General features: G+C 62.1%; 22 protein-coding genes and 2 tRNA genes. 17 read left to right on the plus strand and 7 right to left on the minus strand.

What is annotated here, in order from left to right; genetic code table 11:
- The first annotated feature begins 5 nt into the window (after window positions 1–5).
- The 12 genes from infC (at window position 6) to rpoS (ending at window position 8,925) form a co-directional block, all read left to right on the plus strand.
- Window positions 6–536, plus strand: a complete 531-nt coding sequence (gene infC, locus JY500_RS08195) for a translation initiation factor IF-3 (protein WP_172204480.1) — start codon at window positions 6–8, stop codon at window positions 534–536.
- Window positions 537–684: 148 nt separating this feature from the next.
- Window positions 685–882 (plus strand): 50S ribosomal protein L35, encoded by a 198-nt coding sequence (gene rpmI / locus JY500_RS08200; RefSeq protein ID WP_172204368.1) that lies wholly within the window; start codon window positions 685–687, stop codon window positions 880–882.
- A 15-nt stretch (window positions 883–897) separates the two neighbouring features.
- Window positions 898–1,257, plus strand: a complete 360-nt coding sequence (gene rplT, locus JY500_RS08205; RefSeq protein ID WP_172204370.1) for a 50S ribosomal protein L20 — start codon at window positions 898–900, stop codon at window positions 1,255–1,257.
- A gap of 69 nt (window positions 1,258–1,326) precedes the next feature.
- Window positions 1,327–2,358, plus strand: a complete 1,032-nt coding sequence (pheS, locus tag JY500_RS08210) for a phenylalanine--tRNA ligase subunit alpha (RefSeq protein ID WP_206255961.1) — start codon at window positions 1,327–1,329, stop codon at window positions 2,356–2,358.
- A 3-nt stretch (window positions 2,359–2,361) separates the two neighbouring features.
- Window positions 2,362–4,743 carry a phenylalanine--tRNA ligase subunit beta gene (gene pheT / locus JY500_RS08215; RefSeq protein WP_206255962.1) on the plus strand — a complete coding sequence of 794 codons (2,382 nt, stop codon included), beginning with the start codon at window positions 2,362–2,364 and terminating at the stop codon, window positions 4,741–4,743.
- 2 nt (window positions 4,744–4,745) lie between these two features.
- Window positions 4,746–5,075, plus strand: coding sequence for an integration host factor subunit alpha (locus JY500_RS08220; protein WP_172204376.1), 330 nt, complete (start codon window positions 4,746–4,748; stop codon window positions 5,073–5,075).
- Window positions 5,050–5,430: a MerR family transcriptional regulator gene (locus JY500_RS08225; RefSeq protein ID WP_172204378.1), complete on the plus strand. Its 381-nt coding sequence runs from the start codon at window positions 5,050–5,052 to the stop codon at window positions 5,428–5,430. Before JY500_RS08220 ends, JY500_RS08225 begins: the two co-directional genes overlap by 26 nt.
- 46 nt (window positions 5,431–5,476) lie before the next feature.
- Window positions 5,477–5,553: transfer RNA gene (locus tag JY500_RS08230), tRNA-Pro, on the plus strand.
- Window positions 5,554–5,609: 56 nt separating this feature from the next.
- Complete coding sequence (gene surE / locus JY500_RS08235) at window positions 5,610–6,353, plus strand: 5'/3'-nucleotidase SurE (protein WP_206255964.1); 744 nt, start codon at window positions 5,610–5,612, stop codon at window positions 6,351–6,353.
- The gene (locus tag JY500_RS08240; protein ID WP_206255966.1) at window positions 6,350–7,006 is read left to right on the plus strand and encodes a protein-L-isoaspartate(D-aspartate) O-methyltransferase; all 657 of its coding nucleotides are present in this window, start codon (window positions 6,350–6,352) and stop codon (window positions 7,004–7,006) included. Before surE ends, JY500_RS08240 begins: the two co-directional genes overlap by 4 nt.
- Window positions 7,003–7,977: a peptidoglycan DD-metalloendopeptidase family protein gene (locus JY500_RS08245; RefSeq protein WP_206255968.1), complete on the plus strand. Its 975-nt coding sequence runs from the start codon at window positions 7,003–7,005 to the stop codon at window positions 7,975–7,977. The genes JY500_RS08240 and JY500_RS08245 overlap by 4 nt, the downstream gene beginning before the upstream one ends.
- A gap of 9 nt (window positions 7,978–7,986) precedes the next feature.
- Window positions 7,987–8,925 carry an RNA polymerase sigma factor RpoS gene (gene rpoS / locus JY500_RS08250; RefSeq protein WP_172204387.1) on the plus strand — a complete coding sequence of 313 codons (939 nt, stop codon included), beginning with the start codon at window positions 7,987–7,989 and terminating at the stop codon, window positions 8,923–8,925.
- A 24-nt stretch (window positions 8,926–8,949) separates the two neighbouring features.
- On the opposite strand, the gene mltB is transcribed toward rpoS, so the two are convergent.
- From mltB to JY500_RS08270, 4 genes are read right to left on the minus strand one after another with little or no spacing between them, the layout of a single operon-like run.
- Entirely contained in the window at window positions 8,950–9,981 is a 1,032-nt protein-coding gene (gene mltB / locus JY500_RS08255) for a lytic murein transglycosylase B (RefSeq protein ID WP_206255969.1), read from the minus strand.
- Window positions 9,960–11,906: a transglutaminase TgpA family protein gene (locus JY500_RS08260; RefSeq protein ID WP_206255971.1), complete on the minus strand. Its 1,947-nt coding sequence runs from the start codon at window positions 11,904–11,906 to the stop codon at window positions 9,960–9,962. The genes mltB and JY500_RS08260 overlap by 22 nt, the downstream gene beginning before the upstream one ends.
- Window positions 11,899–12,864, minus strand: a complete 966-nt coding sequence (locus JY500_RS08265; RefSeq protein ID WP_206255972.1) for a DUF58 domain-containing protein — start codon at window positions 12,862–12,864, stop codon at window positions 11,899–11,901. Before JY500_RS08265 ends, JY500_RS08260 begins: the two co-directional genes overlap by 8 nt.
- Window positions 12,865–12,872: 8 nt before the next feature.
- Window positions 12,873–13,814 carry an AAA family ATPase gene (locus tag JY500_RS08270; protein ID WP_172204395.1) on the minus strand — a complete coding sequence of 314 codons (942 nt, stop codon included), beginning with the start codon at window positions 13,812–13,814 and terminating at the stop codon, window positions 12,873–12,875.
- A 90-nt stretch (window positions 13,815–13,904) separates the two neighbouring features.
- On the opposite strand from JY500_RS08270, the gene JY500_RS08275 reads away from it, so the two are divergent.
- Genes JY500_RS08275 through bamC form a run of 3 tightly spaced genes read left to right on the plus strand, consistent with a single transcriptional unit; the run spans window position 13,905 to window position 16,940 of the window.
- Window positions 13,905–14,828: a histone deacetylase family protein gene (locus tag JY500_RS08275; RefSeq protein WP_246479837.1), complete on the plus strand. Its 924-nt coding sequence runs from the start codon at window positions 13,905–13,907 to the stop codon at window positions 14,826–14,828.
- A gap of 57 nt (window positions 14,829–14,885) precedes the next feature.
- Entirely contained in the window at window positions 14,886–15,764 is an 879-nt protein-coding gene (gene dapA / locus JY500_RS08280) for a 4-hydroxy-tetrahydrodipicolinate synthase (RefSeq protein WP_206255974.1), read from the plus strand.
- A 12-nt stretch (window positions 15,765–15,776) separates the two neighbouring features.
- Complete coding sequence (gene bamC, locus JY500_RS08285; protein WP_206255975.1) at window positions 15,777–16,940, plus strand: outer membrane protein assembly factor BamC; 1,164 nt, start codon at window positions 15,777–15,779, stop codon at window positions 16,938–16,940.
- A gap of 142 nt (window positions 16,941–17,082) precedes the next feature.
- Here the strand turns inward: bamC and JY500_RS08290 are convergent, their stop codons facing one another.
- Together JY500_RS08290 and JY500_RS08295 are read right to left on the minus strand one after the other, a co-directional pair.
- Window positions 17,083–17,304 carry a hypothetical protein gene (locus JY500_RS08290; RefSeq protein WP_206255976.1) on the minus strand — a complete coding sequence of 74 codons (222 nt, stop codon included), beginning with the start codon at window positions 17,302–17,304 and terminating at the stop codon, window positions 17,083–17,085.
- 125 nt (window positions 17,305–17,429) lie between these two features.
- Window positions 17,430–18,539 carry a cupin domain-containing protein gene (locus JY500_RS08295; protein ID WP_206255978.1) on the minus strand — a complete coding sequence of 370 codons (1,110 nt, stop codon included), beginning with the start codon at window positions 18,537–18,539 and terminating at the stop codon, window positions 17,430–17,432.
- An 81-nt stretch (window positions 18,540–18,620) separates the two neighbouring features.
- Here JY500_RS08295 and rlmD point away from each other — a divergent pair, with 81 nt between their 5' ends.
- Window positions 18,621–19,919, plus strand: a complete 1,299-nt coding sequence (gene rlmD, locus JY500_RS08300; protein ID WP_172204405.1) for a 23S rRNA (uracil(1939)-C(5))-methyltransferase RlmD — start codon at window positions 18,621–18,623, stop codon at window positions 19,917–19,919.
- A 46-nt stretch (window positions 19,920–19,965) separates the two neighbouring features.
- Here rlmD and JY500_RS08305 read toward each other — a convergent pair whose 3' ends face one another.
- On the minus strand, window positions 19,966–20,649 hold the full coding sequence (locus tag JY500_RS08305) for a Bax inhibitor-1/YccA family protein (RefSeq protein ID WP_206255979.1): 684 nt from the start codon (window positions 20,647–20,649) through the stop codon (window positions 19,966–19,968).
- A gap of 114 nt (window positions 20,650–20,763) precedes the next feature.
- Between JY500_RS08305 and JY500_RS08310 the strand changes: the two genes are divergently transcribed.
- Window positions 20,764–20,853, plus strand: a tRNA-Ser gene (locus JY500_RS08310).
- Window positions 20,854–21,005: the final 152 nt, after the last annotated feature.

Genomic DNA, 21,005 nt, shown 5'->3' on the forward strand with positions numbered 1-21,005 from the left:
AGACCATCGCTCAGGAAAAGCCGCAGCGCCTTAACGGAGAAATCAATGTTTCCGAAGTGCGCTTGGTAGGAGAAGAAGGCGAGCAGCTCGGTATCGTTGCGACGCGACAAGCACTTGAAATGGCCGAAGAGGCCGGGCTTGATCTCGTTGAAATCGCGCCGCTCGCAAAGCCGCCAGTCTGCAAGCTTATGGACTACGGCAAGTTCAAGTACCAAGAGTCCAAGAAGGCGCACGAGGCCAAGCTCAAGCAGAAGCAGATTCAGGTCAAGGAAGTCAAGCTCCGTCCGGGCACCGACGAGAATGACTACCAGATCAAGCTTCGCAACATGACGCGCTTCCTGCAGGAGGGCGACAAGGTCAAAGTGACCCTTCGCTTCCGCGGCCGCGAAATGGCTCACCAGGAGTTTGGTGTGCGCCAGCTGGAGCGGATCAAGGCTGATCTTGAGGCAGTGGGCACGGTTGAACAGTTTCCGAAGCTCGAAGGGCGCCAGATGATCATGGTTCTGGCGCCGAGCAAGAAGAAGCAGCCGGTCTGATCGCCGGCAGCAAAAGCATTCCGGAGTTGCGCAAGCAGCTCCAGGAAACAGCCCCGAAAGGGGCTGCATACAAGTGGAGCCAGGTTCCAGAAGCGTCTTCTGCGGAAGGCCACCCGGCTTCATCGACTAACAGTTTGGAGTGTGTTTCATGCCCAAAATGAAGACCAAGAGCGGCGCCAAGAAGCGTTTCAAGGTGCGCTCGAGCGGTAGCATCAAGCGTTCGCAGGCGTTCAAGCGCCACATCCTGACCAAGAAGACGACCAAGACCAAGCGCCAGCTGCGCGGCATGGAGGGCGTGCACGCGTCCGACGTCGCCCAGGTCAAGTCGATGCTTCCCTACGCGTAATTCAGGAGGAACGTCATGTCTCGCGTAAAACGCGGTGTTACCGCACGTGCTCGTCACAAAAAAGTCCTCGACCAGGCCAAGGGTTACCGCGGTCGTCGCAAGAACGTCTATCGCATCGCCAAACAGGCGGTGATGAAGGCGGGTCAATATGCCTACCGTGACCGCCGTCAGCGCAAGCGTCAGTTCCGCGCGCTGTGGATTGCTCGTATCAATGCAGCTGCTCGTGAAGTCGGTCTGAACTATTCGAAGTTCATGAACGGCCTCAAGAAGGCATCGATCGAGATCGACCGCAAGGTGCTGGCCGACCTGGCCGTGTTCGACAAGCCGGCGTTTGCCGCGATTGCGAACCAGGCCAAGGCCCAGCTCGCTGCGTAAGTTGTCGTAGCGTAAAAAAAGGAGGCCTGGCCTCCTTTTTTTTGTCCCAAACATCCCGGAAGCGTGTTCGTGGATCATCTGCAACGGCTTGTAGAACAAGCGATCGCCGATTTCGGCGCTGCATCGGACGCCAACAGCCTTGAACAGGCCAAGGCGACATATCTTGGCAAAAGCGGGTCGCTGACCGATCTCCTGAAGGGGCTCGGCAAGATGGATCCGGACGTGCGCCGCGAGGCTGGGGCCGCCATCAATCGCGCGAAAGTCGCGGTTGAGCAGGCCCTTGAAGCTCGTCGCGAAGCTCTGCGCGAGGCCGCACTTGCCGAACAGCTTGCAGCCGAGGCTCTGGATGTCACCTTGCCGGGGCGCGGTCAGGGTAGTGGCGGCCTTCACCCGGTGACGCGCACGCTGGACCGAATCGAACAACTGTTTGCCAGTATCGGCTTTGAGGTCGCGGACGGCCCCGAAATCGAAGAGGATTGGTACAACTTCACCGCCTTGAATACGCCTGAGAATCATCCGGCGCGTTCAATGCATGACACGTTCTATTTGCAGGACGCCCCGGGCGTGCTGCTGCGAACGCACACCAGCCCGGTTCAGGTGCGCTACATGCGTGAGCATGTCGCGCAGTACGAGGCTGCCGAAGTGATGCCCGAAATTCGCATCATTGCGCCGGGGCGCGTGTATCGCGTCGACTACGATGCGACGCATTCGCCGATGTTCCATCAGATCGAAGGCCTCTGGGTTGGCGAGCGCGTGAGCTTTGCCGATCTCAAGGGCGTAATCGCCGAATTCCTGCGCCGCTTCTTCGAAACGGATGCGCTGCAGGTGCGCTTCCGGCCGTCGTTCTTTCCGTTCACCGAGCCGTCCGCCGAGATTGATTTCGCCTTCATGAGCGGTCCGAACAAGGGCAAGTGGCTCGAGATTGCGGGCTGCGGCGTAGTGCACCCGAACGTGCTGCGCAACGGCGGTATCAATCCGGAGCGTTACACCGGTTTTGCATTCGGAATGGGGCTCGATCGTCTCACCATGTTGCGCTACGGCGTCGACGACTTGCGCCTCTTCTTCGAAAACGATCTTCGCTTCCTCAGCCAATTCAGGTAAGCCATGCAGTTCTCCGAGCACTGGTTACGTACGTTTGTCAGTCCCGCGCTGGATTCCGCCGCGTTGGGGCATTTGCTTACCATGGCGGGCCTCGAGGTCGAGGAATCCGACGCGGTGGCGCCGGCTTTCGAGGGCGTCGTCGTCGCCGAAATCCTGGAAGCCAATCCGCATCCCAACGCCGACCGTTTGCGCGTGTGCAAGGTTGATGTAGGGGCGAGTGAGCCGTTGCAGATCGTTTGCGGTGCGCCGAATGCGGCTGCGGGGATGAAAGTCCCGTGCGCGGTAGTTGGTGCGGTGCTGCCGGGAGACTTTCAGATCAAGGCGGCCAAGCTGCGCGGCGTCGAATCCTTCGGCATGCTGTGCTCGGCGCGCGAGCTTGGCATCTCGGATGCGCACGAAGGGCTGCTCGCATTGCCGGCGGACTTCACGGTGGGGACGAACATCCGCGATGCGTTGGCGCTCGACGATGTCTGCTTCACGATCAAGCTCACGCCTAACCGTGCCGATTGTCTGAGTCTGCTTGGCGTCGCGCGCGATGTGTCCGCGCTCACGGGTACCGCGCTGACTGAGCCCGTGGTCACCCCGGTGCCGGCGCGTCACGAGATCACTCGCGGTGTGCGTCTCGCTTCGCCGGATGGTTGCCCTCGATATGTCGGGCGTGTTCTGCGCAATGTCGATCCGACGCGACCGACGCCGGCGTGGATGAAGCAGCGCTTGGAGCGCTGCGGAGTGCGCTCGATCAGTGCCATCGTTGATGTGACCAATTACGTGATGTTGGAGCTTGGACAGCCACTGCACGCGTTCGATAACGACAAGCTTCAAGGCGATGTTGTTGTTCGCTGGGCGCAGGCTGGCGACAAGCTCTTGCTGCTGAACGGGCAGGAGGTGGAGCCGGACGCTCGCACCTTGCTGATTACCGACGCATCGGGCCCCCTTGCGCTGGCTGGGGTCATGGGTGGCGAACTGAGCGGTGTTACTGACGCGACCCGCGATGTGTTTCTTGAGAGCGCGTTCTTCCAGCCGGACGCGATTGTTGGTCGCGCTCGCGCTTACGGATTCTCGTCTGATGCCTCACATCGCTTCGAACGCGGCGTCGATTTTGAACTGGCGCCGCGCGCGATGGAGCGCGCCACTGAACTGATTCTCTCGATCTGCGGCGGTGAAGCTGGTCCGGCGGTCGAGTCGCTGGATGCTCAGGCCTTGCCAAAGCGGGAGTCCGTGACATTGCGCGTGTCGCGCGCCTCGCAAGTGATTGGCATTCCCTTCACTGCTGCGCAGATTGGCGAGATCCTGGGGCGCCTCGGTATGCCGGTGACGATCGAGGAAGATCGCGTGACCGTCACGCCCGCTTCCTATCGCTTCGACCTGCGTATCGAGGAAGATCTCATCGAAGAGATCGCGCGTATTCATGGCTACGAGAACATCCCGGAGAACCTGCCGCAAGGCACACTTGGCATGCTGCCACTGCCGGAGTCCCGGCGCAGCGCTTCCGCCTTGCGCCGACTGCTGGCAGGGCGCGAGTACCAAGAGGTTGTGAACTACGCCTTCGTGGAAGAGGCATGGGAGCGCGACTTCTGCGGCAACCTTGATCCGATCCGCCTGGCGAACCCGATCGCGAGCCATCTTTCCGTCATGCGGTCGAGTCTGCTTGGTGGCCTGGTCGGCACGCTGGCGACCAATCAGCGTCGCCGTGCGTCCCGCGTGCGGATTTTCGAGATTGGTCGTTGCTTCGCGAAGGACGCCAGCGGTCAGCCGGTTGCAGGCTATCGCCAGCCGATGAAAGTTGCGGGCCTTGCATGGGGGCCTGCGTCGGCGGAGCAGTGGGGTCTTGCTACCCGGAAAGTGGATTTCTTTGACGTCAAGGCTGATGTCGAGGCCATGCTTGATGGCCGCTCGCTGGAGTTTGTGCGTTTGACGCATCCCGCTCTGCACCCAGGACGTGCTGCAGAAGTGCGGTGCGATGGGGTTGCCATCGGCTGGATCGGTGAGTTGCATCCAAACTGGGTTCAACGCTACGACCTCGCGACAGCGCCGGTGGTCTTCGAGCTTGACCTTCAGGCCGCGGCCTACCGCCCGCTGCCGGCCTTTGTTGCGCCGTCGAAATTCCCGATGGTGGTGCGCGATCTGGCCTTGGTTGTTCGTGCCGCGACGCCGGTTGGGGAGCTGCTTGCCGTGCTGCGTGAGGCACCCTTGAACATCGTGCAGGCGATTGAAATATTTGATATTTACCAGGGCAAAGGTATCGATCCGGACAGCAAGAGTGTTGCCTTCCGGGTACGCTTCCAACATACTGACCAGACGCTTGAAGACGCTGAAGTCGACGCCGCAATCGACGTATTGGTTGGTCGTGCCAGTGAGCGGTTGGGCGCCCAATTGAGGAGCTGATTGTGTCGATGACGCTAACGAAAGCCGAATTGGCCGATCTTCTGTTCGAGAAGGTCGGCCTGAACAAGCGGGAAGCCAAAGACATGGTTGATGGCTTCTTCGACGAAATCCGTAATGCGTTGGAACGGGGCGAAACCGTGAAGCTGTCCGGTTTCGGCAATTTCCAGTTGCGCGATAAGCCGCAGCGTCCTGGTCGCAATCCCAAGACCGGGGAGGAGATCCCGATCACGGCGCGCCGTGTGGTCACCTTCCACGCCAGCCAGAAACTCAAGGCGGCGGTGGACTTGTTGAGTGATGCAGAGGTCAATGTCGCAAACCAGCGCGCCGCCTGATGCGGCTGAACTGCCTCCGATTCCCGCGAAGCGCTACTTCACCATCGGTGAGGTTAGCGAACTATGCGGTGTGAAGCCGCATGTGCTGCGCTATTGGGAGCAGGAGTTCACGCAACTCAAGCCGGTCAAGCGCCGCGGTAACCGTCGCTACTACCAGCATCACGAAGTGTTGCTGGTGCGCCGGATCCGCGATCTGCTCTACAACGACGGCTTCACGATCAGTGGTGCGCGCAACCGTCTGGATGACCAGGCCGAGCGCGAGCGTGAGCAGGCCGCGCAGAGCGAACGCGAAGAGGCTTTGTTCGGCGCAATCCGCGGCGAGCTGGAAGATGTGCTCTCGCTACTGCGGAGTTAAATAAATCCAGCAGGAGTTTCGAATCCTGCTATAATTTTTGCCGTGTCGGGGCGTAGCGCAGCCTGGTAGCGCACTTGCATGGGGTGCAAGGGGTCGCGAGTTCGAATCCCGCCGCCCCGACCAAATTCTTCCCCTCCGGCGTCCTTCGGCTTTACTCAATACCTTAGAGCGCTCGGTCCATGCGAATCCTCCTCAGTAACGACGACGGCTACTTTGCCCCAGGCATCGCCGCGTTGGCAGAGGCCTTGTCTGGATTCGCAGAAGTCTTCGTTGTAGCGCCCGAGCGTGATCGCAGCGGAGCGAGTCATTCCCTCACACTGGATCGTCCGCTTTCTGTGCGGCGTGCGCCGAGTGGTTTCCATTTCGTGAATGGTACGCCGACCGATTGCGTGCATCTTGCTGTCACTGGATTTCTTGGCTTTCGCCCTGATCTGGTGGTTTCCGGCATCAATCACGGCGCCAACATGGGCGACGATACGATTTACTCGGGCACGGTCGCTGCCGCAATGGAAGGTTACCTGTTGGGGATACCGTCAATTGCCGTATCGCTCGTCGGGCGCGAACTGAATCATTTCAGTACCGCAGCGGCCGTTGCTGCCGACGTTGTACGTGCCTGCGCTGACGATGCGTCCGGCGCCCCTTATCTGCTCAATGTAAACGTTCCGGATCTGCCCTCGTCGGCAATGAAGGGCCGCAGGGTCACTCGCCTGGGTAAGCGTCACATGGCGGAGCCAGTTGTGCGGTCGGTCAATCCACGCGGCGAGACGATCTACTGGGTCGGGGCTGTTGGTGCAGCCCAGGATGCGGGCGAAGGCACTGATTTCCATGCGGTCGCGAACGGTTTCGTTTCGATAACGCCGCTGCAGGTGGATCTGACACAGTTTTCGGCGTTATCGTCGTGGCAGGAGCGTTTGTCCGCATGAATCAGCGGAGTGCTTCGGCCGTGACCGCTGTTCGCGCTCGCGCACGGATGATCGAGCGCCTTCGCGAACAGGGAATTGCGGACTCGCGCGTGCTCGCAGCGATGAACCAGGTTCCCCGCCATCTGTTTGTTCAGGAAGCCCTAGCTAGCCGCGCTTACGAAGATACCGCGCTGCCGCTTGGCTGCCAGCAGACGATTTCGCAGCCCTACGTCGTTGCGCGCATGATCGAGTTGCTTGCGCACGGGCGTGAACTTGGCAAAACGCTTGAAGTAGGGGCGGGGTGCGGGTACCAAGCGGCGGTTTTGTCCTGCATGGCGAAGGAGGTGTACGCCATTGAGCGAATCCGTACGCTGATCGAACGTGCGAAGGACAATCTTCGACCGCTGCGTTTACCGAACCTGCGGCTGAAATACGGTGACGGTAGCGTTGGATTGCCGGAGGCGGCGCCTTTTGACACGATCATCGTCGCCGCCGGCACGGCGAGTGTGCCCAAACCATTGCTGGAGCAGTTGGCCCCACTTGGGCGACTGATCCTTCCGTTGGGCAGCGTCGACCAGACCTTGTTGATGGTGGAGCGCTCGGCGGATGGAAGGCTTAAGGAATCGCGTTACGATGCGGTTCGATTTGTACCGTTGTTGGCAGGAACCGAATGAGACTGTTTGTCGCCCGTAGCGGGCTGCCCTTTGCTTTGATTGCCCTGATTGGAATCGCTGGCTGCACCAGCAGTGGCCGTGCGCCGGTGGAAGACCGTACGGCGCCGTCGCGGCCCACTGCCGGCGTGCCCGCGCAGGATGCAGCGCCCGCCGTTGCGAGACCGGGCTACTACATCGTTAAGCGTGGCGACACGCTGATCAGCATCGCTTTGGAGCACGGTCAGGACTGGCGTGACATTGCCAACTGGAACGCGATCGAGAATCCGAATCTGATCCTGGTTGGGCAGGAGCTTCGAGTCAAGCCGGCCGACGGTACTGCCGCGAAGCCTGTCGTTTCACCGACGATCGAATCCAAACCATTGGAGCCGAAGACAACCGCGGCGGCTCCGTCGGGCAAGGTGGACGAATCATTGCGGCGTGATCCCAAGGGTGGAAAGGTCGCCTACTCGGATCAGGCGCTTGCAGCTGCCGTGAAGGCTGACGAAACCTCGCGCGCCGGCGTAAAGCCGGTTGCTGCTGCGCCGGTTGCTGACGCGAAACCCGCCGCAGACGCGACGAAGAAGGAAGAACCCAAGAAGGATGAGGCGAAGCCTTCCGCGGACGACGAGTTCGAATGGGTTTGGCCGGCAGCCGGAAAGGTCGTTAACGGTTTCAATGATTCGACCAACAAGGGCGTTGATATTGGCGGCCAGATTGGTGAGCCGGTGCTCGCCGCAGCGGCGGGCAAAATTGTTTATGTCGGTGCCGGCTTGCGTGGCTATGGAAATCTCGTCATCATCAAGCACAACGCGACCTTCCTCAGTGCCTACGCCCACAACCAGAAGATTCTGGTGAAAGAAGGGCAGTCAGTGAAAAAGGGGCAGGAGATCGCGGCGTTGGGTGACAGTGATGCGGATCGCGCCAAGCTGCACTTCGAGATTCGGCGTCAAGGCAAACCCGTTGATCCTCTGAAGTACCTTCCTAAACGCTAAGGGTGGGATATGTACGATCCGGCAACCTTTTTCGACGACGAAGACGAAAAGGAACCGGATCTTCCACCTGAGATCGAAGCGTTCGGCGCGGAGCCTGTTCAGGCGCCGCCCGAGAATGAATTCCTCAACGACGTCACGCAGATCTACCTCAACGAGATCGGCGCGAATCCGCTGCTCACCGCCGACGAAGAAGTGGCCTTGGCGCGCCGTGTGCGACTCGGCGACTTCTCTGCACGGCAGAAGATGATCGAGCACAACCTGCGCCTGGTTGTGAATATCGCCAAGCACTACCTCAACCGTGGAATCCCGCTCCTCGATCTGGTCGAAGAGGGCAATCTGGGTTTGATTCACGCTTTGGAGAAGTTCGATCCGGAGCGCGGCTTCCGATTCTCCACGTACGCAACCTGGTGGATCCGGCAGAACATCGAGCGCGCGATCATGAACCAGTCGCGCACGATCCGCCTGCCGGTTCACGTGGTGAAGGAACTGAACCAGGTCTTGCGCGCGCAGCGCTCGATTGAATCGAGCCACGGTGGCGCAACGATCGAGGACGTGGCAAAGCGCCTCGAGCGGCCGGTCGACGATGTGCGGGCGATTCTGGCGCTCAATGAGCACACGGCCTCGCTCGATGCACCGCTTGATATCGACCCCAACCTGTCAATCGGCGAATCGCTCGCCGACGAAGCCTCAGACGGGCCGGAATCCACGCTGCAGAACGCCGAAATCGAAGACTTGGTTCGTCAGTGGATCGGGCAGCTATCGGAGAAGCAGCGCATGGTGATCCAGCGTCGCTACGGACTCGACGACTGCGATGTGCAGACGCTGGAAGAGCTCGCGCTGCAACTTGGCTTGACGCGTGAGCGGGTGCGGCAGATCCAGCTTGAGGCGCTTGCGCAACTGCGGCGGATCCTCAAACGTCGCGGAGTCTCCCGCGACGTTCTGCTCTGAGCCCGCCAGACGCTGTCTGTGCGGCTACGCGCCGCGCTCCCGCTCCAGCCGAATCGCCGTGGCCAGATGGAAGACCGCCATTGCGTAGAAGCTGCTGCGGTTATAACGCGTGATCACGTAGAAGTTCTGATACCCCAGCCAGTATTCGGTTGCCGCATCGGGCGAGACGAGATCGATCAACGCCGCGGGCTTGTCTTCGGCCGCAGGTGTATCGGCCGCAACCCCAAGGCGTTCGAAGTCCTGCTTGCGAAAACTGGGTGCGATGCCCGCCTCCACCAAAGCGGCCGCGCGTTGCGGATCCGTCACGCGTGCCGGCACTGCGATGGCGCCGCCGCGTTCCCATCCATGCTGACTTAGGAAGCTCGCAACACTGCCGATGGCGTCGTCGGCGCTTGCGTCGAGCGATACCTTGCCGTCTCCGTCGTAGTCGACCGCGTAGCGCCGGATGCTGCTCGGAAGGAACTGCGGCAGACCAAGCGCGCCTGCGTAGGACCCTTTGTAGCTGGTGACCGGCATCGAGGTATCGCGCGCCAGCAGGAACAGCTCTCCCAACTCGCGCCGGAAGAGTTCCGCGCGTGGCGGGTAGTCGAAGGCGAGCGTGGCGAGCGCGGAGAGGGTCTGGAAGTTGCCCTGATTGCGGCCGTAGATGGTTTCGACGCCAATGATGCCGACGATGATGTCGGCCGGTACGCCGAACTCTGCCTCGGCGCGCGCAAGGGTGGCGGCGTGTTCGCGCCAGAAGGCGGTACCGGCGGCGATGCGCGTGCGGTCGAGATATCGGGCCCGGTAGCGTACCCAGGATTTCACGCTCGGGCTCGCAGGCGGAAGGATGGCCTTGATCACCGCGGGTAGGTAGCGCGCTTCGGCGAGGGTGGCGAGCACCTGGGTCTCGTTCAGCGATTCCTTCTGCGCGAGTTCGTGTGCGAAGGCTTTGACCTCGTCGCGTTCGCCGTAGGGTTGTGGCTCGGGTGCCGAGGCGCCGTGTGCGAGCGAATGTGCGCCGAGCGTGATGGCAAGGGCGATGGTGATGTGTTTCAGAAGGTGCGTGCGAGCCATTCGGTGATTGCGATTCTGAGCGCCTCGGCGTCTTCCGCCGATGCTGTGGGGCCGTAAATGAGGCGAGCGTAGCGCGCTGCGAAATCCGTGAGCGCAGCCTGCCATTCGGGGTGGATGGTACCTGCACGCGCCGCGAAGGCAATCGGCCCTTCGCTGATCGCCGGCACGAGTCCTTGTTGCGCGAGCTTGCGTAGCAGCAGTTGCCACGCACGTTCGGCTGGCGTCAGGCGGCGTCGGCTGCGGAACATGCCGATCCACACCGCTGCTTGCCAGAGGGCGCCGCTTGCGACGAGCCCCAGCGTCAGGTTGCGCCAGTCGGCATCAATGCCCAGCCCGGCAAAGAGGTCGCGCTGCCGTTGGGCGGTATAGCCGAGAATCCAGGTATTCCATGTGTGCGACAGTGCCTCGGCGCGGTTGCGCAGCGTACGCAACCATTGCGAATCGATACGCACCAAGCCGGGAATCGGGTCGCTGGCGGGCAGGGACGCAGTCAGTCCGCCGTCAATGCGCTTCGGGGCCGCAGCGGCGGTTGGGTCCACACGGACCCAGCCCCGCTCACTGAGCCATACCTCCGACCATGCGTGGGCGTCGGATTGTCGAACGACCAAGGTGCCGTCAATCGGATTGATTTCGCCCCCTTGGTATCCGGCCACGACGCGGGCGGGCACGCCCGCCGCGCGCATCAAGACCGTGAAGGCATTCGCGAAGTGCTCGCAGAAGCCTTGTCGCGTCTCGAACAGGAAGTCATCCGCGGCATTTTGGCCAAGACGCGGAGGTGACAGCGTGTAGACGAAGTCGCCCTCGCGCAGGAATCGTAGCGCCGCTGCCACGCGATCGGCTGGTGCTGTCTGCTCTTGCTGAAGCTTCGCCCCGAATGCAGCGGTGCGCGGATTGCTGCCGGCGGGTAAAGCGAGGTTGACGGCCAGGGCGGCCGGCGAGGCGTCCAGGCCTATTTGGGCGTCGGCATAGCTTGTCATCGGTGCCCGTACGCGGCTGCGTATCGTCGCCCCAGCGAGCAGCACGTTGAAGGCATCGAGTGTCTGACCTTCTCGCGGAGTTGCGTGCTCTAGCGCGAAGAGCCAGCGGTTCTGGTGGGGTTCCAGTGTGATCACATAGTCGATCCGTCTTTTCCCCTGCGGCAGCGATGTCGCGCGAACCGCCGGCCTTGCCTGCCATTCAAGCCCGTCAAACTGGCTCATCACCGGGCCTCGGAAGTAGCGTTCTGCTGGCGGGGGCGGCGAGCCGGAGAACTCGACACGAAAGGCAATCTCGCCGGACAGCGAGAGGTCTGCGATGGAGCCGGGGCGCATGCGATCCGACATTCCGGTGGTGGCGCTGGCGCCATCGGTGGGCATGCCCCAGAGCGGCGTGTCGATGCGCGGGAACAGCACGAACAGCAGCGCAGCCAGCGGCAGCGCAATGCCCACCATCCGCGCGCTACCGCTGAGGGCCGGCTTTAGAAGCAAGTCCGGTTGCTCAACCCGCAGCAGCGCAGTCAGCGCCAGCACGCAGGCGGCCAGGGCACAGGCGGCGGTCAGTGCGCTCTGTTCGATGAGGAAGTAGCCCAGTTGCACGAAGAAGCAAAGCTGAATCGTGATGTGCGCATCGCGCCGCGTGCGGGCTTCCAGCATTTTCAGCCCCAGCAGCATGGCCAGCAGCGCAAGGCCGGGTGTGCGCCCGAAGGCGGTGCCATAGCGCGCAACGGTGGTCGCCACTGCGACAGCCGCGATCAGCAGCAACACGACTCGATTGGGCGGGCGAGCGGGCGTTGCAGCGTGCAGCCGCCACCCTTGCCATAGCAGCGGCAGGCCCGCGACCAGGCCGACTTCCAGCGTCAGGCGTGGCAGCAAAGGCAGCAGGGTCAGCAAGACCGCTGCGAGGATCCACAGCTGGCCATGGCGATCGACTGGCTCGGATTTACGCATGCTCAGTCACCCCATGGCGGGCGAGTGCTTCGAGTACTTCGCGCAGGTGTGCCGTGCCGCTACCGGGGGCGATGTGGCGGCCCGGTAGTTCGAGGCCGAAGCGCTGCTTTGCTTCGTCCGCTTTGAGTGCCCAGGCGCACAGGCGCGAAAGGCGTGCTTCAGTGTCCATCGATGCCGGGCAGTCGGCCCAGCGCAGCCATTGCTCACCGCCAGCCTCGGCCGCAAAGTGCTTGGTTGCCAGCGTGCCGCCCCGCGCGAGCTGTCGCCAGGCGATCTGACGCAGCGGATCACCGGCGCGGTAGGGGCGAAGGCTGTCGAACAGCACGCCGTCGCTACCCGGAACCGGGCGCCCCTCGCCGTTCCCGTGATGCGAGGGCGCCGTCGGCGGCTCTACTTCCGGGGTCGGATAGACGAGGCCGTACACGGCGGGCTCGAAATAGCTCCAGGCGACGATCAGCCCGAGTGGATGGCGGGTCTCCAGACGCAGGCGCCCGACCGGGTGCCGGCCGCGCGATTGGGCGGGCAGCGGCAAGCTCAGCGCTTGTGCGCCTCGTGCGGGGATAGAGAAACCCACTGGTGCCGACGCGGTATGCATGATCGCCAGCGACGGCCGTTCGCGCCCCGCTTGCTCCTGCATGACCAGGGACAGCGCACGCGGTTCGCCGGCAAACACGGCGTCACAGCGTCCGCTCTGCAGCGTGACGCCAAGTAGGTTGCGATGCGCCCGCACCATGGAGAGGTGGCCCACGCCGGCCAGCACGAAAGTCAGCGCGAAGCCGAGCGACAAGGTGTAGTTGAGGCTTGCCAGCAGCATCGCCAGAAGCAGCAGGCCGAAGCTCAGGCCGGGGCCGGTTGGCAGCACGTAGATGCGTCGCTGGCCGAGCGTGACCGGCAGTTGCTCCGGTGGCCGGCCGCGCAGCATCCAGCGTTGCAGGCGCTCGCGCAGGGTTTGCCGCATCGAGAGGCTCACGCGACAGGCGTGCCCTGCAGGAATTCGGCGACCAGCGCGTCCGGCAGATGACGACCATCGGGCGTGTGCAGGCGATGCGCTGCCACCGGATGCCATACCGCCTGAACGTCCTCCGGCGCCACGAAGTCGCGCCCCTCGGTGAGCGCATAGGCGCGCGCCGCAGCCAGGAGCGCAAGGCCGGCCCGCGGGCTCAGGCCGAGCGCGATCGCTGGATGGCTGCGTGTTGCGCTGACCAAGCGCAGCACGTAACGCGCGACCGGTTCGCCAACGAAGACGTCGGCGCAACTGGCCTGTAGCGCTGTTAGGGTGCTTCGGTCGGTGACGCGTGCGACGACACTACGATTTCGCCGGTCACGCCCGGCCAGCAGGGCGAGTTCGGCATCTGCCGGCGGGTAGCCGAGCGCCAGTCGCATCAGGAAGCGATCCAGCTGCGATTCCGGCAGTTCAAACGTGCCCGCATGGTGGGCAGGGTTTTGCGTCGCGATAACAAAGAACGGATCCGGCAGCGGATGCGTTACGCCGTCGACCGAGACGCGGCGTTCCTCCATGGCTTCCAGCAAGGCGCTCTGTGTCTTGGGTGAGGCGCGATTGACCTCGTCGGCGAGCAGCACTTCCGAGAACACCGGGCCTGGCCGGAAGGCGAACTGTGCGTTTGCACTTTCCCAGACGGATACGCCGACCAGGTCCGCCGGCAGCAGATCGCTGGTGAACTGCACGCGCCGCCAGGCAAGGCCGCAGGCATCGGCCAGCGCATGCGCCAGGGTTGTCTTGCCGACGCCGGGTACGTCCTCGATCAACAGATGGCCCCGCGCAATCAGGCACGCGACTGCGAGCCGGATCTGCGCCGATTTGCCGAGAATGGATTCGCCTACCGCGGCGGCAATGGCATGGGCCAGGGCGCGCGCTTCGGTGATGGGCAGTTTTTGTTGTGGGCTCATGGTGTCGGTCGGATAATATCGGTATGGGGGAGGGTCGTCGCGTTTGGTCGGCCCATTTATTCAGATCAGAACGAGGCGGCGAGGGGCCACATGGCGACCGCATTCATCACGCATCCGGATTGCTGGATGCACAACATGGGGGCCATGCACCCCGAATGCCCGGATCGCCTCTCTGCGATTCAGGATAGATTGATCGCCTCCGGCATCGATTCGTTCCTCAATTTTCATGACGCGCCGCAGGCGAGCATCGAACAATTGTCGCGCGTTCATCCGAAGCGGCATGTCGAGGATCTTATCGGCAGTGCGCCGGAGCGGGGTATCAAGCATATCGACCCCGATACCGCCATGTGTCCGCACACCATCCGTGCCGCCCTGCGTGCCGCGGGCGCCGGCGTGCTGGCAACAGATCTCGTGATGCGCGGGGAAGTCGACAACGCGTTCTGTGCGGTGCGGCCGCCCGGGCACCACGCCGAGCGCGATCGCGCCATGGGTTTTTGCTTCTTCAACAACATCGCCGTTGCGGCGTCTCATGCGCTCGAATCGCACGGCTTGAAGCGAGTCGCGGTGGTGGACTTCGATGTGCATCACGGCAACGGCACGGAAAACATCTTCGCCGGCGACGAGCGGGTGCTGATGGTCAGCTTCTTCCAGCACCCCTTCTATCCCTACACCGGGGCGGATAAACCCGCGGCGAACATGGTCAATGTGCCGGTGCCTGCCGGTACGCGTGGCGATGTTTTCCGCGATATCGTCACAGACGTCTGGTTGCCGGCCTTGCGGAACTTCGCACCGGAGATGCTTTACATCTCGGCTGGGTTCGATGCGCACTACGAAGACGATATGGCGTCCCTTGGCCTCGTCGAGGCGGACTACGCTTGGGTGACACAGCAGTTGCGGCTGTTTGCCGAGCAGCATTGCGGCGGCCGCATCGTGTCGATGCTCGAGGGGGGCTATGCGCTGTCTGCACTTGCGCGCAGTGCGGTTGCTCATATCAAGGCGCTGGCGGACCTTTGACGCTGATTTTCCACGTATGCGCTAGAATCTCGGCTTTGTCTTTGTGGCGGCAAACGCATGATTAAGGGTTCGATTGTCGCGATCGTCACGCCGATGCGTGAGGATGGCAGCCTTGACCTGGCGCGGCTCAAGAGTCTTATCGACTGGCACGTCGCGGAAGGAACCGACGGCATCGTCATCGTCGGGACGACCGGTGAATCGCCGACCGTCAACGTCGAAGAGCATTGCGAACTGATCCGGACTGCGGTCGGTCATGCCGCCGGCCGTGTGCCTGTGATTGCCGGAACTGGGGCAAACTCGACGGCAGAAGCGATTGAATTGTCGCAATTTGCAAAGTCTGCCGGAGCCGACGGCATCCTGTCGGTGGTACCGTACTACAACAAGCCCACGCAAGAGGGCCTGTACCGGCACTTCCGCACGATCGCCGAAGCAGTCGATATCCCGGTGATCCTATACAACGTCCCGGGGCGGACCGGGGCGGACATGTCGAACGACACTGCGCTGCGCCTTGCCGAGATTCCGAACGTCGTCGGCCTCAAGGATGCAACCGGGGCGATCGATCGTGCGCTCGATCTGATTTTGCGAGCACCGGCCGATTTCGCGCTCTACAGCGGCGACGACATGACCTCGCTGGCCTTCCTGTTGCTCGGCGGCCACGGTGTCATCTCGGTGACGTCCAACATCGCGCCGCGCGCCATGCACGAAATGTGCGTTGCGGCGGCTGCGGGTGACCTGACTCGCGCGCGTGCGATCAACGCCAAGCTGGTCGGTCTGCATAAGCACCTGTTCTGCGAACCCAATCCGATTCCCGCGAAATGGGCCCTTGAGCGTATGGGGCTTATCGGTTCGGGTATCCGTCTTCCATTGACGCGACTGACCGTCGCAAACGAATCCAAGCTGCTCGACGCACTGCGTCAGGCCGGCATTGAGGCCTGAGGAGTCTGCAGTATGTTCAAGCTGCAAAGCGTTGCACCGGTGTGCCTGCTCGTCGTGCTCGGCGCGTGCACGTTTTCAACCAAGGATGTGGGCAAGGTCGACTACAAGGCGGGCGCTCAACAGCGCGCAACGCCTCTGGATGTTCCGCCTGACCTGACCAAGCCGGGCCGCGATGACCGCTATGCGGTCGAAGGAGAGTCGGCCGCCGCGACCCTGTCTGAATATCAGGCGGGGCGTAAGCCGTCGGCTGGCGGCATGGCGGTTGCCAGCGGCCCCGAGGTTGTTCCCGACGTTGCCAAAATGACGATCGGCCGTGCTGGTTCAGAGCGTTGGCTGACGGTGCCACTTGCTCCGGCCCAGCTCTACCCGAAGATCAAGACCTTCTGGTTGCAGAACGGCTATGCACTCGTCGTCGATAGTCCTGAAGTCGGCATTCTCGAAACGGACTGGCTTGAGAATCGTACGAAGATCAAACAAGACATCGTCCGCGACACCGTCGGCAAGTTCCTCGATGGCATGTACAGCTCGCCGGAGAAGGATCGCTTCCGTACTCGTATCGAGCCGGGCGCCCAGCCGGGTTCAACTGACGTGTTCATCAGCCACCGTGGGCTCGAAGAGGTACTGACGGGCGGCGTGGAGAAAGACTCCTCCGTCTGGACCTGGCGCAAGCCGGATCCGGGCATGGAGGCCGAGATGCTTCGCCGCCTGATGCTGTCGCTCGGCGCGTCCGAAGATCGTGCTAAGGAACTGATGGCTGGTTCGCCTGCAACCGACAAGGCGCGTTTCGAGCGTGCTGCCGATGGCGGCGCGGCGCTGATCCTGGCGGGCTCGATCGACGACGCATGGCGTCAGGTTGGTCTTGCGCTGGATCGCAACGGTTTGTTGGTCGAGGATCGCGATCGCGATATCGGCCTGTTCGATGTGCGCGTTGCAGGCGCGAAGGTCGAGCAGAAGCAGGAGAGCGGTTGGCTCGACAAGCTGGCTTTCTGGCGCAGTGCGCCGGCTGAGCCGGTCGTAAGCCCCGCTGCGCAGCTTAAGGCCGGTGCGGCTTATCGGATCTTCGTGAAGGGCGACGACAAGCGGTCGCTGGTGCGCGTTCTCGATAAGGATGGCAACATTGACAAGGGTGAAGAGGCCAGCAAGATCCTAAAGTTGCTTTACGAGCAGCTCAAGTAATTGGCGACACCCACAAAAACGCGCCCGTCGGGCGCGTTTTTTTTGCCTGTAGATCTGGGTGGGCCAAATGGCCGCGTGCTACCAAGTTGTTAGACGAAAAAAAGCCGACCCGAAGGTCGGCTCTTTCTTCCGCTGGCGCGAATTACTTGGCGGCGGACTGGTCAGCAGCCGGAGCCGATTGCTCAGCGGCCGGAGCTTCAGCGGCCGGAGCCGACTGGTCAGCAGCCGGAGCCGATTGCTCAGCAGCCGGAGCGGACTGCTCAACAGCGACCGGAGCGGATTGCTCAACCGGCGCTTCTTCTTTCTTGCCACAAGCGGTAACGGCCAGCGCCACGAGGGCGGCGACGAGGAGAGATTGCTTCATTGTTGGTTTCCCTTATCGATAAAGACAAACGCCAAATTCTTTTGGTCGGCACGGCTAGACGCCTAACCGATCTCAGATTCTAGCATGTTTTTCAAAGCTCAAGCGCTCTGCGCCTACTGCTGCTGTTACGCCGGAGCCCCAAATCCGCTGCAATACCAATCATAAAACGCACAAAGCAGCGTCGGGTTGACAGCATTTGCGCTCAGTTTTCGATCGCGCGCCAAAAGTTTCAGGGCGGCGCGTTGCGCAGGCTCGGCGTCGAACGGTTCGCCGTTCAGGAAGAAGCGGTTTCCGCGGTATAGCAGCTGTGTCTTGATGTCGAGCCGAAAGCCGCGCTGGCCAACGGTTGTCGCGAATTTCCGCTCGCTCATCGGCAACTCCGGCGGCTCAAAGAAGACGTGGGGCTTGGGCTCGCTGAGGTAGGCGCCGAGAAAATTTGCAACTGTTTGTTTGTTCCAGCTGATCCGGGCGAGGGTGGCTGCGACTTGCTCGATCATTTCGTTGCTGATCTCGGCGCTATTCTTCGGGCGCTTCAAACCCGGGTCCGCATAGCGCCCCTTCAACGACAAGTTCTCCTGCAGATAGCCCAGAAAGGCTTCCGCCAACTCCTGGTTAGTTGCTGTCCGGAAACCAACCGAATAGGTCATGCATTCGCCGATCGCGACGCCGTCATGAGCGTATTGCGGGGGGAGGTACAGGAGGTCGCCAGGCTCGACCACCCACTCCCGCGAGGGGCGGAAGTCCTTCAGCAGGCGCAGCGGTGCCCCTTCAATGACGGTGAGGTCACGCTGGGCGCCAATGCGCCAGCGACGCTGGCCGATACCCTGGATCAGGAATACGTCGTAATTGTCGAAGTGCGGCCCGACGCCACCGCAGTCGGTGGCGTAACTGACCATCAGATCGTCAAGACGTGCCTGGGGTATGAAATCGAACTGACGGAGAAGCGCGTCGGCTTCGTCGGAGACGAGGTTTGTGCCGGAAACAAGCACTGTCCAGGGGCCTTTCTGGCGCCACGCGCGACTGCTGAAAGGCCCGCGTTCCAGCTGCCATTGGCCGTCGGTGTTCCAGACGCGACGCGATTCGACGTCGTCGCGGGTGGCCAGCTCAAGCAGCTCGGGTTTGCTGAACACGCCCTTGAAATCTTTGAGCGCGCCACGTACCAGGAGCGGCTTGCGCTGCCAGTATTCGCGAAGAAATTCGTCGGCACTCAGGCCGCCAAGAAGAGTGGAGATCATCGCAAGATTATAGCGACGACCGTTCGGAGGCCGGCTGGTACAATCCGGCCCCTTTTAAGCATGGCTTCAAGGGGCTTGCAAATGCCAGTCGCTAAGGTTGAATCGCTGGACCACGAAGGGCGTGGCGTGGCGCGCGTGGACGGCAAGGCGATCTTCATCGAAGGCGCCTTGCCGGGTGAGCGGGTTGAGTACTCCAGCTACCGCAAGAAGCCGAAGTTCGAACAGGCGACGATGACTCGCTCGATCACGCAGAGCTCACAGCGCGTCAAGCCGCGCTGTGAGTTCTTCGGCGTGTGCGGCGGTTGCAGCATGCAGCATCTGGAGCCGAGTGCCCAGGTGGCGGCCAAGCAAAGGGTGCTTGAAGACAACCTCTGGCACATTGCACGGATACGTCCTGCAATCGTTTATCCGGCGGTTCAGGGGCCGACCTGGGGCTACCGGTATCGTGCACGGCTAAGCGTGCGACAGGTGCCGAGGCTCGGCGGCGTGCTGGTCGGATTCCATGAGAAGAAGAGCAGCTACATCGCGGACATGCGGTCCTGCGAGATCCTGCCGCCGCAGATCGGCCACAAATTGACGCTATTGCGCGAACTGGTCGCGCAACTCTCAGCGCCGGATCGGATTCCGCAGATCGAAGTTGCGGTGACGCAGGATCGAACGGTGCTTGTGGTGCGCAACCTTGTGCCTTTGACGTCATCCGACGTTTCGACCTTGTTGGCGTTTGGCGAAGCGCATGGATTCAGCATGTGGTCGCAGCCCGGGGGGCCAGACACCGTGCAGCCGCTGGCCAAGGGCGAGGGGCGCGAGCTGTTCTACACGCTGCCGGAATTCGGTTTGCGGCTCGCATTCCGCCCGACCGATTTCACGCAGGTCAATGTCGACATCAATCGTCTGTTGATTCGGCGGTCGATGCTGTTGCTTGATCCTCAGCCGGGCGAACGTATTGCGGATCTCTTCTGTGGTCTAGGCAACTTCAGCCTTCCGATTGCGCGCAAAGGGGCGCACGTCGTCGGCGTTGAAGGCAGTGCCGCGTTGGTCGCGCGTGCTGCCGCGAACGCCGCGGCAAATGGCCTGTCCGCGCGCAGCGAGTTCTCGGTGGCCAACCTCTTTGAGGCAACGCCGCGGAGCATTGCCGCGCTAGGGCGGCTGGACAAGATGCTCATCGATCCGCCCCGCGAGGGCGCGATTGCCGTGGTCAAGGCATTGGGTGACGATGCGCCGCGCCGCCTCGTTTACGTGTCGTGCAATCCGTCGTCGCTGGCGCGTGATGCGGCAGTGCTGGTCCACGAGAAGGGTTACCGACTGCAGGGTGCGGGGGTGGCGAACATGTTCCCGCATACCTCGCATGTGGAGTCGATCGCCCTATTCGAGCGCGACTAAGAAAACGGGCGGCCGAGGCCGCCCGTTGCATTGACTGGCGACGTGATCAGTCGCGGTCGCCGCCGAAGATGCCGAGCAACTGGAGCAGGCTGACGAATACGTTGTAGATGTCGAGGTAGATCGCCAGCGTGGCGGTGACGTAGTTCGTCTCGCCGCCGGTAACGACCCGGTTCACATCGTAGAGGATGTATGCCGAGAAGATGCCGAGGCACGCGACCGCCATGACGATCGACAGCGCCGGCAACTGCAGGAAGATGTTTGCCACGCCCGCGATCAGCGCGACGATCATGCCGACGAACAGGAACTTGCCCATGCCGGAGAGATCGCGCTTCGTTACCGTCGCAAGCCCTGCCATCGCAAAGAAGATCACGCCGGTGCCGCCTGCGGCCAACGCGATCAGGCTTGCGCCGTTGGAGAAGCCCAGCGTGTACTGCAGGCTTCGCGACAGCATCAGGCCCATGAAGAAGGTAAAGCCAAGCAGGAGCAGAACGCCCACGCTGCTGTTCTTGAACTTTTCGATCGCGAAGAAGAAGCCGAAGGCGACCGCCATGAAGAGCATGAAGCCCAGCATCGGGCTGCCGGCAAAGAACGAGAAGCCGAGTTGCACGCCGATGAAGGCGCCGAGGATCGTCGGCAGCATCGATAGTGCAAGCAGCGCATACGTATTGCGCAGCACGCGGTTGCGCGACGATGCAGCAATGCCGCCAGACGCGTAGGTGTTCAGGGTCATTCAGATCCTCCAGTGGAGTGTTTCAGTTGCGATTAAGACCGAGCGTGCGCCGAATGGTTCTGCGAGCCGCTCAGCGATCGATTCTTGGCCCACCGTGTTAAAATAGCAAATTGTGGATGGGTGGCAGAGTGGTTGAATGCACCGGTCTTGAAAACCGGCGGCCCTTCGCGGGGCTCGTGGGTTCGAATCCCACCCCATCCGCCACCGCACTAACAAACATGCGCCTTTCGGGGCGCATTTGTTTTACCCATCATAAAACCCATCATCCGGATGCTCATTGCGGCGCCGCTAACTGTCCCGAAATGAGCGGGGCTTCGAGCGTGATTTGAACGGGTCCGGGCACTTTGTCGTTGAGA

It is taken from the genome of Niveibacterium microcysteis (assembly GCF_017161445.1).
GTDB classification, from domain to species: domain Bacteria; phylum Pseudomonadota; class Gammaproteobacteria; order Burkholderiales; family Rhodocyclaceae; genus Niveibacterium; species Niveibacterium microcysteis.

Excerpts from the sequence above, each read along its gene's own strand:
- rpmI (WP_172204368.1), top strand. The coding sequence starts at position 685 with ATGCCCAAAATGAAGACCAAGAGCGGCGCCAAGAAGCGTTTCAAGGTG.
- rplT (WP_172204370.1), top strand. The coding sequence starts at position 898 with ATGTCTCGCGTAAAACGCGGTGTTACCGCACGTGCTCGTCACAAAAAA.
- pheT (WP_206255962.1), top strand. The coding sequence starts at position 2,362 with ATGCAGTTCTCCGAGCACTGGTTACGTACGTTTGTCAGTCCCGCGCTG.
- JY500_RS08225 (WP_172204378.1), top strand. The coding sequence starts at position 5,050 with ATGTCGCAAACCAGCGCGCCGCCTGATGCGGCTGAACTGCCTCCGATT.
- surE (WP_206255964.1), top strand. The coding sequence starts at position 5,610 with ATGCGAATCCTCCTCAGTAACGACGACGGCTACTTTGCCCCAGGCATC.
- JY500_RS08240 (WP_206255966.1), top strand. The coding sequence starts at position 6,350 with ATGAATCAGCGGAGTGCTTCGGCCGTGACCGCTGTTCGCGCTCGCGCA.
- JY500_RS08245 (WP_206255968.1), top strand. The coding sequence starts at position 7,003 with ATGAGACTGTTTGTCGCCCGTAGCGGGCTGCCCTTTGCTTTGATTGCC.
- rpoS (WP_172204387.1), top strand. The coding sequence starts at position 7,987 with ATGTACGATCCGGCAACCTTTTTCGACGACGAAGACGAAAAGGAACCG.
- mltB (WP_206255969.1), bottom strand. The coding sequence starts at position 9,981 with ATGGCTCGCACGCACCTTCTGAAACACATCACCATCGCCCTTGCCATC.
- JY500_RS08260 (WP_206255971.1), bottom strand. The coding sequence starts at position 11,906 with ATGCGTAAATCCGAGCCAGTCGATCGCCATGGCCAGCTGTGGATCCTC.
- JY500_RS08265 (WP_206255972.1), bottom strand. The coding sequence starts at position 12,864 with ATGCGGCAAACCCTGCGCGAGCGCCTGCAACGCTGGATGCTGCGCGGC.
- JY500_RS08270 (WP_172204395.1), bottom strand. The coding sequence starts at position 13,814 with ATGAGCCCACAACAAAAACTGCCCATCACCGAAGCGCGCGCCCTGGCC.
- JY500_RS08275 (WP_246479837.1), top strand. The coding sequence starts at position 13,905 with ATGGCGACCGCATTCATCACGCATCCGGATTGCTGGATGCACAACATG.
- dapA (WP_206255974.1), top strand. The coding sequence starts at position 14,886 with ATGATTAAGGGTTCGATTGTCGCGATCGTCACGCCGATGCGTGAGGAT.
- bamC (WP_206255975.1), top strand. The coding sequence starts at position 15,777 with ATGTTCAAGCTGCAAAGCGTTGCACCGGTGTGCCTGCTCGTCGTGCTC.
- JY500_RS08290 (WP_206255976.1), bottom strand. The coding sequence starts at position 17,304 with ATGAAGCAATCTCTCCTCGTCGCCGCCCTCGTGGCGCTGGCCGTTACC.
- JY500_RS08295 (WP_206255978.1), bottom strand. The coding sequence starts at position 18,539 with ATGATCTCCACTCTTCTTGGCGGCCTGAGTGCCGACGAATTTCTTCGC.
- rlmD (WP_172204405.1), top strand. The coding sequence starts at position 18,621 with ATGCCAGTCGCTAAGGTTGAATCGCTGGACCACGAAGGGCGTGGCGTG.
- JY500_RS08305 (WP_206255979.1), bottom strand. The coding sequence starts at position 20,649 with ATGACCCTGAACACCTACGCGTCTGGCGGCATTGCTGCATCGTCGCGC.